Below are 15,960 nucleotides of genomic sequence, written 5' to 3' on the forward strand. Positions count from 1 at the left end.
CCCCGGGATGGTCCGCCAGCACCGGGACGATGGTATGAGGACAGGCCCATGACCGCCTTCGTGGACGTGCGCGATCTCAGCGTCGATTTCAAGACCCGCAACGGCGTCGTCCATGCGGTGCGCCATGTCAGCTTCACCCTGGAGAAGGGGCGCACCCTGGGGATTGTCGGCGAATCGGGGTCCGGCAAGTCGGTCACCTCCTATTCGCTCATGCGCATTCTCGATGCGGCGGGTGTGATCGCGGGCGGCGGTATCAGCTTCGATGGCGTGGATATCGCCCAGGCGTCCGAGCGCACCATGCGCGACATTCGCGGGCGCGAGATCTCCATGATCTTCCAGAACCCGCGGGCGGCGCTGAACCCCATCCGCAAGGTGGGCCACCAGATTGAGGACGTGCTGCGCCAGCATGTGCAGGCGGACCGCTCCAACGTGCGCGAGAAGGCTATCGAAGCCTTGCGGGCCGTGCGCATCAACAATCCGGAGGAGCGCTACCACTCCTACCCATTCGAGCTGTCCGGCGGCATGTGCCAGCGCATCGTCATCGCGCTGGCGCTGGCCTGCCGGCCGCAGCTGCTCATTGCCGACGAGCCTACCACGGGCCTCGACGTGACCACCCAGAAGGCGGTGATGGACCTGGTGGCCGAGCTGACGCGCGAGCGCGGCATGGCCATGATCCTCATCACCCACGATCTGGGGCTGGCGGCGGCCTATTGCGACCACCTCATCGTGATGAAGAGCGGCGAAGTGGTGGAAACCGCCCCGGCGCTCGAACTCTTCCGCAACCCGCAGCACGCTTATACGAAGCGTCTGCTGCGGGCGACGCCCCACGGCACCGGCAATGTGCGCGACCTGCTGCCGGAGGACGCGCAGCCGGCCGATGCCCCGCCCGCCCCGGTGCCTGCGGCGGCCGCCACGCCGCTGCTGGAGGTGGAAAACCTGGTGAAGGAATATCCGCTGAAGGCGGATCCCACGGGCGTGTTCCGCGCGGTGGACGGCATTTCCTTCACGGTGGGGCGGGGGGAGAGCGTGGGGCTGGTGGGCGAATCGGGCTGCGGCAAGTCCACCACCTCGGCCATGATCATGCGGTTGCTGGACCCGACCTCCGGCATCATTCGCTTCGACGGTGTGGATGTCGGCGCCGTGTCGGCGGGCAAGTTCGCCTCTTCGCCCTATCGCGGACGCCTGCAGATGGTGTTCCAGGATGCCACGGACAGCCTGAACCCCCGCTTCACCGCCCGTCGGGCCATTGCCGATCCCTTGCTTCGCCTGGGTGCGCGCGGCGATCGACGCAGCATGCCACGGGCGGCCCTCGACGCCCGGGTGGCGGAGCTGGCCGAGTTGTGCGGGCTGCCGGCTCATCTGCTGGATCGCTTCCCCCATCAGCTTTCCGGCGGACAGAAGGCGCGCGTGGGTATCGCCCGCGCCATCGCCGTCTCGCCCGATCTGCTGGTGCTGGACGAGCCCACGGCGGCGCTCGACGTCTCGGTGCAGGCCGTGGTGCTGAACCTGCTGGTGGACCTGAAGGAGAAGCTCGGCATGAGCTACCTCTTCGTGTCCCACGACCTTGCCGTGGTGCGGCTGCTGTGCGACCGCGTCATCGTCATGAAGGGCGGGCGCATCGTGGAGGAGGGGGTCTGCGCCGAGGTGCTGGAGGCGCCGAAGCAGGACTATACGCGCGCCCTCATCGCCGCCATTCCCCACCCGCCGCTCTGAGCTGATGGCGCGGACCCGCGTGCTCGGCGCGCGGGTCCTTGCGTTCTGCGGGCGCCACTTGTCTCAAAGAGGAGCGGTGGCGCGGATGAGCCAGGCGAGGTCATCGCCCGAGAGCAGGGGCGACAGGGCGTTACGCACCAGCCGGTGATAGGCGTCGATGGCGCCGCGTTCCGCCACTGTGATGAGGCTGAGGTCGATCAGCTTGCGATCATAGGGCACCAGCGTGAGCGTGGAGAACCCAAGGCAGGGTTTCTCCGCCCCCGGCACTGAGCGGGCTTCCACCAGCACCAGATTCTCGATGCGGATGCCGTAGCCGCCGGTTTTGTAATAGCCGGGCTCGTTGGAGAGGATCATGCCTTCGGCCAGCGGCACGTGGCCGAGCTGGGAAATGCGGGCCGGCCCTTCGTGCACGGAAAGGCCGGCACCCACGCCGTGGCCGGTGCCGTGGTCGAAATCGAGCCCGGCGGCCCACAGGAACTGGCGCGCGAAGGGGTCGAGCTGGGCGCCGTTGATACCCTTGGGGAATACCGCCAGGGTCAGGGCCAGGTGCCCCTTCAGCACCAGCGTGTAGCGCGCCCGCATTTCTTCCGACGGCATGCCGACGGCGACCGTGCGGGTGATGTCGGTGGTGCCGTCCGGATATTGAGCGCCCGAATCCAGCAGGAACAGCTCGTGCGGGTGGATGGTGCGGTTGGTGGCCCGCGTCACCCGATAATGCACGATCGCCCCGTTCTCGCCGGCGCCGGCAATGGTGGGGAAGGAGATGTCCGAGAGCTCGCCGGTGTCGCGCCGGAAAGTTTCCAGCGCCTCGACCGCGTCGATCTCGGTGAGCCGACCGCTCGGCGCCTCATATTCGAACCAGGCCAGGAACCGCGTCACCGCCACCGCGTCGCGCAGGTGGGCGGCGCGCATGCCGGCGATCTCCGCCGGATTCTTGCAGGCCTTCAGCAGCGCGATGGGGTCCGCCCCCTTGCTCACCGTGCCGCCCGCCGCCTCGATGACCTGCGCGAGGTGCACCGGGGCGGTTGCCTGGTCAACCCGATAGGTCCGGCCCTGGGCGAGGCGGGACAGGGTCGCCTCCAGATCGCCGGTGGTGTGAAGATCCGCGTGGGCCTCCAGCGCCGCGCGCACCTCATGGGTGAGCTTGGCGTGCTCCACGAACAGCTGGGGGCGGCCGCCGGCGGGGACGATGCACCAGGAGAGCGGCAGCGGGGTGTGGTCCACGTCGGCGCCGCGGATGTTGAACAGCCAGGCGGTGCCGTGGGGGTCGGAAATCAGCGCTCCGTCGAGCTTCTGCTCGACCAGCGCCTCCTGCACCCGGCCCAGCTTCGCCGGAACGTCCTCCCCCGCAATGGCGAGATCGAGCAGGCGGATGGGCGCACGCGGCGGTTCTGGCCGGTCGGTCCAGATGGCGTCGAAGGGGTCTTCGGGCACCGGCACCAGGATGCCGCCAGCGGTGGCCACCGCCTTGGCGAAACGCTCGCGCCCGTCAAGGGTGGTGCGCCAGGGGTCGAAGCCCAGGCTCGCGCCCTTGGGCAGATGGGTCTCAAGCCACTTTTCCGGCCGCAGTTCCGCCAGCGGCACCACCGTGAAGGCGCTGGTTTCCACCTGCGCCGGGGCCTGCAGCGTATAGCGGCCGTCCACGAACAGGGCGGCCTTGTCCGCGAGCACGATCAGAAGGCCGGCGGAGCCGGTGAAGCCGGTCAGCCAGGAGAGGCGCTCCTCACAGGGCGGCACATATTCGTTCTGGTGTGCGTCCGCGCGCGGGACCACGTAACCGTCGAGGCCGCGACGGGCCAGCTCGGCCCTGAGGTCGGCCAGCCGGCCGGGACCTGCGGCGCCGTCGGCCAGATCCTCGAAGGTTTGGAACACGGCCTTGAAATGGCGGGGATTTTGATGATGAACGGTCATGAGGCAACGGCTGTTGAACGGGGCTCAGACTAGCCCATGCCTTAGCCTAGGTGCGTCCGCGCCGGACCGCAACGCGGGCGTGGTGGCAAATTCCCATGGACCGCCACAAACCCCACTTTCGAGGAGGGAATGGCGGCCAGATGGGCCACCCCTTGCACCGCCCTCGGGGATCTGCCCGAAGAACGCCGGGAAGCGGGCCTGTCCCGGCTTTTGATGCTTCGCGCGAACGGCCTGAGCGCGGACGACGTTCAGTCTCTCTCGGGCTAAAGCCCCTGGCCACGGGCGATGAGGGCGACCGCGACGGCCGGGGCGCAATCGGCGGCGGCGGCGGCCAGCGCATCATTGGCCGCCAGCAATCGTCCGGCATCGAGATACCAGCGATGGGTGCGCGCGGCGAGCTTGGCCACCAGAAACCGTCCCACCCCCGCGCCCACCAGCGGCACCGCCGGCGGCAGCCGGTGTGCGCTCAGCACCAAAGCAAGCGCGGAGTGCAGACGCTGCACCTGCATTTCCGAGGCATAGGCCGCCAGCGCCTCCGCCTCCGCGAGGGAGCAGGGGCCAAGATCGCGCCCCACCATGCGCAGCAGCCGGCGGGCGCTGGCTTCCCGCGTCTTCGCGCCGCCATCGGCGGCCGGATGCAGATCGGCGTGGGGTGGCAGGTCGCCAGTGAGCCGATGGACATCCGCCATGGTGGCGAAATACTCCATCATCAGCGGCACGTGGGCCCCGCGGAAGGGCAGGGTGGGCCCCAGCGACATCACCGGCGTGCGGGCCACGCCGCAATAGAGGAGCTCCCCGGCGACCATGCGCTGGGAATCCGTGTAGCCGCGACACTTTATTTTTTCGTCGGCAAAATAAAGGATATCGCTGGTGGTGGAGCCGATGTCCACCAGCACGCCCGCGGGCAGCCGCAGAGCGAGCGCCGCGGCGGTGGCATGCCAGTTGGCGGAGGCGATGGTTTCCGCATGGGCCTTGGCCGCGCCCGGGCGCACGAAGCCGTCCGGACCGGCATAGAACAGGGTGTCCGCCCCGAGCCGGGCGGTGATGGCTTCGGTGAGCCCGGCGACGCCGGTGGGTCGGTCGGGCCACAGGTCCGTCAGCTCGCCGGTCATGGTGACCACCGAGGGGGCATCCGGGGCCGGAGGCAGGGCGGCGATGGCGGCATCAAGCCGATCCAGCCCCTGCCACAGCGCGCACGGCGCCATGTCCACGCTCAGCAGGCGGCCGGAGGGGTCCAGCACCGCCCGCTTGAGGTGGGCACCGCCGACATCCCAGCCGAGAAGAAGGCGCGGGCTGTTCATCGCAAGCCCACCTCCACGGGGGTGGCCGAGGGCAGGCGGGGCATGGCCGGCAGCCGCCCATCACGGATGAACTCACGCAGGAACGCGGCTGGGTTGACCGCGAGCGCGCGGTGCAGGCCAGCATAGGAGGTGGTGATGCGCGGGTTCACCTCCACCACCACCGGGCCGGCGGGGGTGAGGATAATGTCGATGCCGATGATGCCGGACAGGCCGGGGAAGGCCGCCACCACCGCCGGCACCAGCCGCGCGATGCGCTCATCCTCGCCCAGGCCGCCCACGGTGAGGCCGGAGAGGCTGAGCACGCCCTCGGCTTCGGTGAGGTGCTGGCGGTTGACGGTGAGCAGGGTCGCTCCCTCCGGCCGCACCAGGATGGAGAGGCTGGCGGGCGTGCCTTCCACGAACGGCTGGATCACCAGGCCATCGTCGCGGGGGGCATCGGCCTGGCTGGCCCAGCGGCGGGTGTTCTCGCAGCCGGCGCCGTCATCGGGCTTCGTCACCACCGGGCCGCCGAGCTCGGCGGGCGGGTGGGCGGCGGGAAAGGTCGGGATGTGGGGCAGGCCGAGGCTGGCGAGGCGATGGGCGGTGGCAAGCTTGCTGGAGCAGGTTTCCACCGCCGCGAGATCGCTGGCCACCACGTGCTCGCACTTCTCCTTCATCAGCCGGACGAGGCGCGCCAGCAGGCCGTGGGTTTCGGGTGCCACCGGCCACACCACGTCCGCCTGGGCGGCAAGCTCGGCCCAGACCGCCCAGGGGTCCGCGCCGGCAGAGATGGGGATGGAGGACTCCTGCGGCGCGGGCAGGCGATCGTCATGGGCGAGCAGGAGGCTGCCCACGCCCGGCAACGATTCGATGTCCGCCATGAGGGCGTCGCGCATGCGGGTGCCTTCGGGCACCAGGGTCTCGGGCAGCTCCTGGCCGCGGAGCCCCCCGGCGGTGACGAACTCGCAGATGAAGACGCGCATGAGGAATCCTTCAGGCCGGCACCTTCCGCGCGGCGCACAGATGGGCCGCCAATGGTTCCGCCATATTCCGCCCCGTCGCGTCGTACAAGCCTCGCCAGGCCGGCATGGAGTTCACTTCGAGGACAAGAAGCTGCCCACCGGCCCCGCAGATGATGTCCACGCCGGCATAATCGGCGCCCACTGCGGCGGCGGCGCGCACCGCGAGATCCGCCAGCACCCCTTCGGGCGCCACCGGTACGCCGATGGCACCCTGGTGGATATTGGTGATCCAGGAGGTTCCCCGCCGGGCCATGGCCGCCACCGCCGTGCCACCGACGACGAACACGCGGAAATCCTCGTGCAGGGCGTCATCAGGGTCGTCGGGCCCGGTCTTGGCATGGGCGGCGGCCACGAAGTCCTGGAGGTAATAGACGCAGCCCACCTCCTCCTCGGGCGGCAGCGCGCCGCCGCGCGGCAGGCGGGCCAGGCCGCGGCCCTGGGCGCCGAACATGGGTTTCAGCACGCTGTCGCCGGGCGCGGAATCCACCAGCATCTGGGCGCTGGCGCGGTCCTCCAGCACCAGGGTGCGTGGGGTGGGCAGGCCGGCATGGGCGAGCAGGAAGGTGGTGGCGCTCTTGTCCACGCAGCGCTCGATGGCGCGGGCGTCGTTCATCACCGGCACGCCAAGCTCGCGCAGAGCATGGAGCACGCCCAGCCGCAGCGTCACCTGCTCCAGCGTGCCATTGGGCACGGAGCGCACGAAACAGGCGGCGGGCAGCTCGTCACCGAAGCCGGGCAGTAGCAGGCCGTGGGCGGTTTCCCCCACGGCGAAGCCGCAGCTCTTCAGCGACACCACCTGTGCGGTGCGGCCCTGGGCGGTGATGGCGGACAGGAGCGAGCGGGTGTGCCAATCCACCCGCTCGGCGAAAATGAGAAGGTCGGACACCGGATCGCCTCACGCTCCGAACGAACGCGAGATGAGAACGGGGTCGAACCCGCCCGCGGTGAAGCTGGCGCCGTGCTCCACCGCCGTCACCGTGACGCGGGCCGGGGAGAACAGCAGCGGATCCACCTTGTAGAAATCGCATTCATAGCCGGCGAACACCTCGCCGAAGGGGCGGCCGTAATCACGCGAGGCGGAGGAGGGCAGGCGCTTGGCGAGGTCCTGCGCCGCCTCGATGGTGCCGCGCACGTAAAGCTGGACGTCGCCGCCATAGAGAACGGCATCGTTGGTGCGGCCCATGGCGGTGAGAAAATCCGGCGAGGGAGGCGCCACCGGCGCGCTGCCGACGCCGTCCACGATGTGATCGAGCGGGAAGTGGATGGCGTGGGCCTTGTGCAACGCCACCTCGAGCACCCGCGCCACGATCTGCACCGTTCCGGCGAGGGAGGACGTGGGCGTGAGGATGAGGGTGATCTTCTCCGGTGCCACGTTGGAGCGGGTGGCGATCTCGGCCACCACCGCCTCGGGCGGGACCACAGAGGTTTCCAGCACCAAAGTGGTATCGTGGCTCTGCTCACGGAAGCCGAGCTCGCCATAGAGCTCCTCCACCGCCGCCACCGCGCGGCCGGGGCCCGAGCCCAGGGCGAAGAAGTCGCCCGATGCCAGGCTCCAGCCCGCATACTGGCTACCGAGGCAGGCGAGAACCGGATTGCAGGTGGAAACACTCACCAGCGTGCCCCAGGGCGTGAAGCGGGAGCTGGGAACGAACGCCACTTTGCCCAGGCCGCCGAGGCAGATCTCGGCGATGCGCCGGCCCGCTTCGAGCCCACCGGGCACGTTGATGCCCGCATCGACGATGCGGCAGCCCAGCGGGCCGGGGGACACCGCGATGCGCAGGGCGTCCGCATCGGCGATAAGCGCATCCACGAGCGGGCGCACGCTGGCGGCGAGGCTCGGCTGGCGAAGGCCGGCGGTGGCGGGAGACTGGAGGTTCATGACCATCCCCATTGGAAGCCGGAACGCCGTTTCAGGTGAAGCGTGCCCGCTGGGGGCCTGGCCTGGAACGGTCCGAAAATGCCCCCGCGCGGCCGGTTGGGAAACCATGCCGCTGGCGGGCGGAAGATGACGCGCGAGAGGCCGCGGATGGGGTGCATCCGGCGGCCATCCATCAGGCCTTCAGCGTGCGGGCCAGCTCAAAGACCATCTTCAGATCGACGAAGAGCGGCTCTGTGGTCACGCGCATCTTCTTCAGGATCTCGTGCTGCACCGCATATTTCAGGTTGCCGATGGCGAGCGCGCCGATGCCCACCCCGTGGGGCAGCACGGCGGCGGCATCATGGGCGCCGATGCCGGCGATGCCGGCGGGCGGAACGGCGTTGACATCGGCGGCCACCAGGAGCTGCTCGGCGGCCTGAAGGTGCGCGGGGGTGAGGATTTCGACGCCCGCCTTGCCGGTGGCCAGGATGACTTCCGCGGCCGGCACCAGCTTCGCCTTCTCCGGGTCCGTGACGGCGGCGGCGCAGGCCAGATCGACGCCGAAGCGGCGCTTGAAGTCAGCGGCCTTGGCTTCCACAAGCTCGATCTCGCGGTGGCTCACCAGGGTGACCTTGGCGCCGGCCTCCGCCGCGATGACGGCGGCGATGGAGCCCACCACGCCGGTGGCGCCGTAAATCTGTACCTTGGCGCCCTTCAGCCCGTCGGGCCGCACCTTCAGCAGCGCTTGCTCCACCTTGGCGATCATGGCGGCTGCGGTGGTGAAGGAGCCGGCCGGATCCGGGAAGATGGAGATCTCGAAGGGCGGGAAGATCGCCGCTTTGGCTTCCGCCGCCATGTCGAGGGCGAGGGCCGCGTCCTTGCCGCCGATGAACAGGCCGGTGCGCGGCGCCGCCTGGGGTGGGCGGGAAAACATCATGTCCTGCGTCAGGTCCCGCACTTCCTCCAGGGCGACCCGCGAATAGGGCGTGATCACCGTGTAGCCCGCATCCACCGCCATGTTCACGTCGAACGGGCTGGCATGGTTGAGCGGGGTGATGATGTGCAGAATGGGGGCGGATTCCGCCATGGACGCAGCTCCGTGCAGAAGGGAAACATAAGCGGGTGGCCGCGCCTTTGACCGCTGAAGGGGCTTCATCGCTGAAGGTGATTCATCGGTCGCGACGCCGCGGTTGTTTCCCCGCACGCAATCATTACGGTTCGACTTTTGACTGAAGGCCGCCCATTGCGCAAGGGTCTTTATGGGCGGCCCGATCTACCTTCGCGCCGCAAGATTTTGCTGCTTTGCGAAAGAAGGCGCGCGTTCAGAACGTTGCCTTCAGGCCGGCATAGGCGGACAGCGGCTGGCCGAGGGTCTGCATCTGCGGATTGCTGAGCCCGAGATAGGCCGTGTCGAAATAGGTGCCGTAAGTGGCGTAGGACTCGTTGAACAGATTGTTGATGAGCCCGAAGATCTGCACGTTCTGCGTCACCTGGTAGGTGGTGCGGATATTGGCGACCCAATAGCCCGGCAGCTTGGCGTTCTGGTTCGCCTCGTCGCCCACATAGTATTGGCTCGACGCGGCGATGATGTCGCCGCCCACCATCCACTTGGGGGTAATCATGTAGTCGGCGCCGACTTTCAGCGTCTGCTGGGGAATGCCCGGCATGGTGTCGCCGGAGGTCACATACACCTCGCCGTCCACGGCGCGGGGATTGTTGGGCGAGGCGAGCCAGCCATTGAACTGGAAGGTGGCGTCGATATAGGCGTAGTTGGCGTAGAGCTTCCACGGCCCGTTGATGTACTGGAACCCGGCCTCGAAGCCCTGGCGGCGGGTGGAAGGCACGTTGGTGTAGTAGCCGTAGCCGGTCTGCTCGCTGGCGAGGGCGATGATGTCGTCGTCGCTGTCCACCCGGTAGATGCCGAGCTTCCAGTTGATGTCGCCGTCGAACAGCTTGCCGCTGCCGCGCAGGCCCGCCTCATAGGTGTGCGACACCACCTGCTCCAGCGGCGGGTCGGCCACCAGCGAATTTTCCAGCATGCACGGGCGATTGGGGTCGGCGCAGTTCAGCTCCAGCGGGGTCGGGGCGCGGTTGGATTCCGAATAGCCCACATAGGCGGTGGAGTTGGGCGTGAGCTTGTAGGTGATGCCCACCAGCGGATTGATGCGCGAGAAGGTGTAGTCGCCGTTGAGCTGAGGCGAGGTGCCGGTGACATCGTTCATGCTGATGTCGGCGATATTGAGCCGCGCGCCAATGGTGAGGGTGGCGCGGTCGGTCATGTCGAAGGCGTTGGTGGCGTAGAGGCCGTAATAGGTGGTGGTCGCGTCCAGGTTCACCGGGGTGTAGAAGGCCTGGTATTCCTCAGGCAGCGCGTAATTGGGCAGGTTGGTGAGGTAGATGCCGGTGCCCGCCACCCCAAGCGTCGCCAGGTTGGTGATGCCGAGCTCGGTGCTCGACTTGAAATTGACCGTGCTGTGGTCGACGCTGCCGCCGACGACGAAATAGTTGTCGTGGCCGAGCAGCTTATCGGTGCTCACCGCCTGCACGGAGCCGCCGGCGGTGGTGGTGTCGGTCCAGGTGCGGTTGATCACCCCATAGAGCGCGCTGTCCGGCAGGTCGGCGAAGGGAATGGTGCTGCCGTTCTGGCTATAGAGCACCATCTGGCTGCGGAAGGCGGCGTACATGGGGTTCGTGGCCGGCGTGCCGCCGCCGGGCGGGCCGTTGAAGTCGTCGGCGTCGAGGCACATTTTCGTGTCGCCGACCGTGGGGTTCCAGGTGTTGGAACACTCGTCGAGCTCGGCGTCGTTGCCGTCCACGTGGGCTTGCTTGAACCGCCGCAGATAGACATTGCCCTGGAGCTGCCAGGTGTCGGTCAGGTCATAGCGGCCGTTGAGGGCCAGAAGGCCCATCTTGTTGTCGGTGGTCTGCGGCCATGTGTAAACGGAGGTGTCGTCCACCGCCAGCATCTCGACCGGGGTGGGGCCCACCACGCCGAGGGAGTTGCTGGCGCCGGAGGCGATGAGGTGCACTTCCGCCTTGTCGCCCTTCCAGCCGAAATCGGTGTAGATGCGCGCCAGTTCCGAGGGGGAGTGCTGGCGCCAGCCATCATCGCGCACCGCGTCGGCGGCGATGTAGAAGCCGAAGCCGTCCTTCTCGCCGCCATATTGCAGCGAGCCGCCGATCTGCCCGAACGAGCCGCCCTGCAGGGACCCCTCAAAGCCGTGGAAGTTGAAGCCGTTCTTCATCTGGAGCGAGACGGCGCCGCCCAAAGCATTGAGGCCGAACACCGGATTGTTGGAGAATACGTCCGCCTGGTTGATGGCGACCTCGGGAATGAGGTCCCAGTTCACCGTGTCGCCGAAGGCTTCGTTCACGCGGATGCCGTTCTGGTAAACGGCGATGCCCTGCGGGGTGCCCTGGAGCGGAGAGGCGGCAAAGCCCCGGAAGCGGAAGTCCTGGAAGAAGGCGTTGCCCTGCACGTCGGTGGTGTTGGCGCTGGGCGTGTACTGGAACAGGGCGTCGGTGGTGGAGAAGGAGAACAGCCGGTTGAACTGCTCCGAGGAGATGACCGTCACCGCGCCCGGCACCTTGTCTGCGTCGATGCCGGTTCCCGAGAGGGGCGTGGTGTCCACCACGTTCACCGTGGGCAGGTCGATGGTGCTTTCAGCCGCGGCCGGGGCGGATTGCGCGGCGGCAGGCGCCGCCATCATCAGGGCTGCCGGCAGCGCCGCTCCCGCAAGGCCGAGGGCCACCGCAATGGCGTGCCAGGACGTTTCCCCCCTCATGTCGGTGCGCTCCCCCTGTCGCTTCCTCGTACCCCGCTTTGTTCGCCGCATGGCGCCGGGGGCATGTTCGTGGTGAGGTCGGCCCATTGATCATGGTGTCCGAAAACCTCTTGTTGCGGAAACATAGGGAAACATCGGTGTCAGTCAATATTTGGCATTCATAAGAGGGTTTTCGGATTTCTAAGAGAAAGATGAGAATCCCGTCATTCTGGACAGTGGCTGTAAAACTCTTCAGACTGCCGCCATCAATCCAGCCCGTCCCGGCTTGCGGGTGGGAATGGAACAAGAATGAAGGGGAGGCTCGATGCTCACGCGCCGCGCAATGCTGGCGGTCATGGGGGGTGCGCTCCAGGCCGGCTTGGTAATGGGCGGTGCGCGTGCGGCGGAGCAGTCCATTCGTCTCAGCATTCTCCAGTTCGGCACCGCGGCGTGGGAGCTCGCCGCCATGGCGGCGCTCGGTTTCGATGCCGCCCATGGCCTCGTTCTGGAAACACGCCGCGCGGCGAACAATGATGCTGGTCGGCTGGCCTTTCTGGCCGGGGCGGTGGATGGCGTGGTCAGCGACCTGTTGTGGGCGGCGCGGTTGAAGGTGGAGGGGCGGGATCTCGTCTACCTGCCCTTCTCGGCGGCGGAGGGGGCTGTCATGGTGCCGGCCGGCTCGGCGCTGAAGGGCCTGCCCGATCTCACGGGTGTGCGCCTTGGAGTCGCCGGCGGGCCGCTCGACAAGAGCTGGCTGCTGCTGCAGGCCGAGGCGCGGCGCAGTGCCGGCCTGGATCTGGCCCGCTCCGCGCGCCTCTCCTTTGGCGCTCCCCCATTGCTGGCGGCCAAGCTGGAGCAGGGGGAGCTTGATGCGGCCCTGCTCTATTGGACCTTCGGGGCGCGGCTGGAGGCCAAGGGCTTCCGGCGCCTCGTCACCATGGACGCGGTCCTGGCGGCACTCGGCATCACGCCGCCGCCGGCTCTGGTGGGCTACGTGTTCCATGGCGCCTTCGCGCGCCAGCGCCCGGCGGTGCTGGCCGCTTTCGCCGCAGCCTCGCGCGAGACCAAGGCGGCACTGGCGGGCGCGGGCCCCGCGGCCGAAAAGGGATGGGCCGCCGCCCGCGCGGTGATGGCGGCCGGCGACGAGGCCACCTTCGAGGCCCTGCGGCGCGGCTTCATCGCCGGTATTCCCCGCCAGCCGGTGGCGGCGGAAGCGGCTGCCGCGACACGGCTCGTGTCGGTACTCGCGGCGCAGGGGGGCAGCGAGCTCATCGGACCGCTGCGCGCACTGCCGGACGATTTCTATTGGCCGCGTGGAGACGGCGCATTGTGACGCGCGCGCTGGCTGTCCGCATTGCCGTGAAGGCATTGTCCCTGGCCGTTCTCGTGGCGGCGTGGCAGGTCGCCTCCGCATTCGCCCACAGCCCGGCGTTGCCGCAGCCTCTGGCGGTGCTCGCCTTCGTGACGCGGGAGGCGGTGAGTGGCGATCTTCTCTTCAATCTCGGGGCTACGCTGGCGCGGGTGGCGGCGGCGTTCGTCATCGCCATGGCGGTGGGTGTGGCGCTGGGCATCGCCTTCGGCCGGCGCCGGGGGCTCGATCAGGCATTCGACCCCTGGCTGGTGCTGCTGCTCAACACGCCGGCGCTGGTGGTCACCGTGCTGTGTTACATCTGGCTGGGACTGACCGAGGCGGCGGCCGTGCTCGCGGTGGCGCTCAACAAGATCCCCAACGTCACGGTATTGCTGCGGGAGGGCACGCGCGCCCTTTCGCCCGATCTCGATGAGATGGCGAGCGCTTTTCGCCTGTCCTTCTGGGACCGGATGCGCCATGTGGTGCTGCCGCAGCTCGAGCCTTATGTGGCCGGCGCGGCGCGCTCGGGCCTCGCTCTGGTGTGGAAGATCGTGCTGGTGGTGGAGCTGCTCGGGCGGCCGAACGGGGTGGGCTATGCCATCTCCGTCTATTTCCAGCTGTTCGATGTCACTGCCGTGCTCGGCTATTCCCTCGCCTTCATGGCCGTGATGCTGGCCGTGGAATATTTCGTGCTGCAACCGTTTGAAGCCCATGCCCGCCGCTGGCGCCCCGCTACTCATTGACGCCCACATCGCCTCCAAGCGCCACACCAGCCCCGATGGCACCGCCGTCGAGGTGGTGAGGGGGCTGGACCTGCGCCTGGCGCGTGGTGAGTTCGTGTGCCTGATCGGCCCTTCGGGCTGTGGCAAGACCACCAGCCTGCGCATCCTCACCGGGCTCGACCGGCACTTTGAGGGGCGGGTGACGCCCGATCCGAAAGGCCTCGCCATCGGCATCGTGTTTCAGGAGCCGCGTTTGTTGCCCTGGCGCACGGTGGAGGACAACATCCGCCTCACCTTGCCCAAGCCGCTGCGGCGGCAGGGGCTTGGCCCGATTCTGGAGGCTTTCGGTCTCGCTGCCCATGCCGCGAGCTATCCTGGCGCGTTGTCTCTGGGGCTGGCGCGGCGGGTGGCGCTGGCGCGGGCGGTGGCCGGGCGGCCCGAGCTGCTGGTGCTGGACGAGCCCTTCGTGTCGCTGGATGCACGCGCCGCATCGGAGCTGCGCCGCCACGTGCTGCTGGCCGCGCAGGAGACCGGCGCGGCGGTGCTGATGGTGACCCACGATGTGCGGGAGGCGCTGGCGCTTGCGGATCGGCTGGTGCTGCTGGGCGAACACCCCGCCCGCGCCGTGGGCGAGCAAGTGCTGGACCGGCCACGCGAGCTGCGCACGCCGGAGTGGATCGAACAGCAGCGCGCCGCGCTGGCGGAGCTCCACCCGATGCTGAAAGGGGCATAGCGGCCGCATTCGCAACGGTGTGGAACCGGGGCTGCCCGCCGATGCGCCGACGGCTAGGAGCCATGGAGGCCGCTTGCGCAGCCACAGGCCTGAAAACGCGCTGGCGCGGGCATCCCGCATCCGCCAGCATGACCCGCGCCGACCGCGCCCGGCCCGCCCGACCTTCGGTGGGGGCGGGGACACAAAAGCGGCGGCGCCAGGACGGGAGGAAACCATGGCGGGTGCGATGCCGCGGCGCGCGGCAAACTTCATTCTATGGCTCATGTCGTTGCTCACGGCCCTCTGGGCGCTGTCCGCAGCTGGCGCGCGGGCGGCCGTGCAGCAGACGGCGGCCGTACCGCTTTCGGTGGTGGAGGTGGCGCCCGGGGTGTTCGTGCATCAGGCGCCCTATGCCCTCGCGCTGCCGCGCAATCTGGGCTTTGTCGGCAATGCCGGATTCATCATCGGCCGCGACGCGGTGGCGGTGGTAGACACGGGCGGATCGTTCAAGGCAGGCGCGGCGCTGAAGGCGGCGATCCGCGCCCGTACCGATTTGCCGATTCGCTATGTCATCAATACCCACATGCACCCCGACCACGTGCTGGGCGATGCTGCCTTCATGGGCCCCGGCGTGACCTTCATCGGCCATCACAATCTGCCCGAAGCCCTTGCCGCGCGCGCGGAAAGCTATCTGGAGGCAACCCGCAGGCTGGTGGGCGAGGAGGGGGCTGCCGGCACCCGCGTGGTGCTGCCGGACGAGACCGTCACCAAGCCCATGACCATCGATCTGGGTGCGCGGCCCTTGCTGCTGGAGGCCTGGCCCACCGCCCACACCGCCACCGACCTCACCGTGTTCGACGAGACCACAGGCACCTGGTTCCTCGGTGACCTGCTCTTTCTCGGCCATGTGCCGGCGCTGGATGGAAAGGCGCTCGGCTGGATCGCGCTGCTCGACGAGCTGAAGCGGCGTCCGGCGGCGCGGGTGGTGCCCGGACATGGCCCAGCCTCCCAGCCCTGGCCGCAGGCGGCCGAGCCGACCGAGCGCTATCTCAACCGGCTGGTGGCCGATGTGCGACGGCTGGTGCGCGACGGCGGAACCATGAGCGATGCCGCACGCTCGGCCGGCCGCGCGGAGGCGCCGGACTGGGAGCTGTTCGACGATTTCAACGCCCGCAACGCCACCGCCGCTTTTCATGAGCTGGAGTGGGAGTGAGGGCGCTCGGGCTGACCTTGGGGAGCTGGAGCGGGGCTTTTTGCGCTGCGGTAGAAGAAAAGAAGTTTACTTCGCAGGTGCAATATAGAAGGAGCCTATCGCTCCACAATTGGTGTATTGCGTCCGAGAGGAACTTTGCTTACGTTCCTCACAGCTTCGGCTTCAACGGTACCGCGCGGGGAACGCGGTATTGATTCGCAGGCCTGCGGGACACCTTGTGACCGCAAGGCTTCAGGGCATCACGCCGGTCGTGACACGCTGCCGAAGTAGATGGAGTCCCCCAAAGGCGAAAACAACGCTCAGTGCGTTACCCGTTCCACGTGATGTGGCCGCGGGCGCGCATCCATCGGAGGAAACCCAGATGAGGCGAGTTGTGATGGTGACCGCCGTGGCGGCGTGCAGCGCTTTTTTCGG

Annotated in this window: 12 protein-coding genes; 5 read left to right on the plus strand and 7 right to left on the minus strand. The window is 68.3% G+C overall.

Annotation, left to right across the window (positions count from 1 at the left end; all coding sequences use genetic code 11):
• Positions 1-48: 48 nt before the first annotated feature.
• Complete coding sequence (locus tag V5F26_RS04660; protein WP_394058244.1) at positions 49-1,713, plus strand: dipeptide ABC transporter ATP-binding protein; 1,665 nt, start codon at positions 49-51, stop codon at positions 1,711-1,713.
• A 63-nt stretch (positions 1,714-1,776) separates the two neighbouring features.
• On the opposite strand, the gene V5F26_RS04665 is transcribed toward V5F26_RS04660, so the two are convergent.
• The 7 genes from V5F26_RS04665 to V5F26_RS04695 form a co-directional block, all read right to left on the minus strand.
• Entirely contained in the window at positions 1,777-3,624 is a 1,848-nt protein-coding gene (locus V5F26_RS04665) for an aminopeptidase P family protein (protein WP_234052678.1), read from the minus strand.
• 263 nt (positions 3,625-3,887) lie between these two features.
• Positions 3,888-4,925 carry a hydantoinase/oxoprolinase family protein gene (locus tag V5F26_RS04670; RefSeq protein ID WP_234052677.1) on the minus strand — a complete coding sequence of 346 codons (1,038 nt, stop codon included), beginning with the start codon at positions 4,923-4,925 and terminating at the stop codon, positions 3,888-3,890.
• Complete coding sequence (locus V5F26_RS04675) at positions 4,922-5,887, minus strand: ATP-grasp domain-containing protein (RefSeq protein WP_394947775.1); 966 nt, start codon at positions 5,885-5,887, stop codon at positions 4,922-4,924. The genes V5F26_RS04670 and V5F26_RS04675 overlap by 4 nt, the downstream gene beginning before the upstream one ends.
• Before the next feature lie 10 nt (positions 5,888-5,897).
• Positions 5,898-6,812, minus strand: coding sequence for a RimK family alpha-L-glutamate ligase (locus V5F26_RS04680; RefSeq protein WP_394947774.1), 915 nt, complete (start codon positions 6,810-6,812; stop codon positions 5,898-5,900).
• Between the two features lie 9 nt (positions 6,813-6,821).
• Positions 6,822-7,805 carry a methenyltetrahydromethanopterin cyclohydrolase gene (mch, locus tag V5F26_RS04685; protein WP_394058238.1) on the minus strand — a complete coding sequence of 328 codons (984 nt, stop codon included), beginning with the start codon at positions 7,803-7,805 and terminating at the stop codon, positions 6,822-6,824.
• Between the two features lie 172 nt (positions 7,806-7,977).
• Positions 7,978-8,871, minus strand: coding sequence for an NAD(P)-dependent methylenetetrahydromethanopterin dehydrogenase (locus tag V5F26_RS04690; protein ID WP_394058237.1), 894 nt, complete (start codon positions 8,869-8,871; stop codon positions 7,978-7,980).
• Between the two features lie 235 nt (positions 8,872-9,106).
• Entirely contained in the window at positions 9,107-11,569 is a 2,463-nt protein-coding gene (locus V5F26_RS04695) for a TonB-dependent receptor (protein WP_394947773.1), read from the minus strand.
• Positions 11,570-11,873: 304 nt separating this feature from the next.
• Between V5F26_RS04695 and V5F26_RS04700 the strand changes: the two genes are divergently transcribed.
• From V5F26_RS04700 to V5F26_RS04715, 4 genes are all read left to right on the plus strand, one after another.
• Positions 11,874-12,881, plus strand: coding sequence for an ABC transporter substrate-binding protein (locus tag V5F26_RS04700; RefSeq protein WP_394947772.1), 1,008 nt, complete (start codon positions 11,874-11,876; stop codon positions 12,879-12,881).
• Complete coding sequence (locus V5F26_RS04705; protein ID WP_234052670.1) at positions 12,878-13,642, plus strand: ABC transporter permease; 765 nt, start codon at positions 12,878-12,880, stop codon at positions 13,640-13,642. The genes V5F26_RS04700 and V5F26_RS04705 overlap by 4 nt, the downstream gene beginning before the upstream one ends.
• Complete coding sequence (locus tag V5F26_RS04710; protein WP_394058229.1) at positions 13,611-14,354, plus strand: ABC transporter ATP-binding protein; 744 nt, start codon at positions 13,611-13,613, stop codon at positions 14,352-14,354. Before V5F26_RS04705 ends, V5F26_RS04710 begins: the two co-directional genes overlap by 32 nt.
• A 214-nt stretch (positions 14,355-14,568) precedes the next feature.
• On the plus strand, positions 14,569-15,546 hold the full coding sequence (locus V5F26_RS04715) for a quinoprotein relay system zinc metallohydrolase 2 (RefSeq protein WP_394947771.1): 978 nt from the start codon (positions 14,569-14,571) through the stop codon (positions 15,544-15,546).
• The last annotated feature ends 414 nt before the right edge of the window (positions 15,547-15,960 follow it).

Source organism: Xanthobacter variabilis, from assembly GCF_043831965.2.
Lineage (GTDB): Bacteria > Pseudomonadota > Alphaproteobacteria > Rhizobiales > Xanthobacteraceae > Xanthobacter.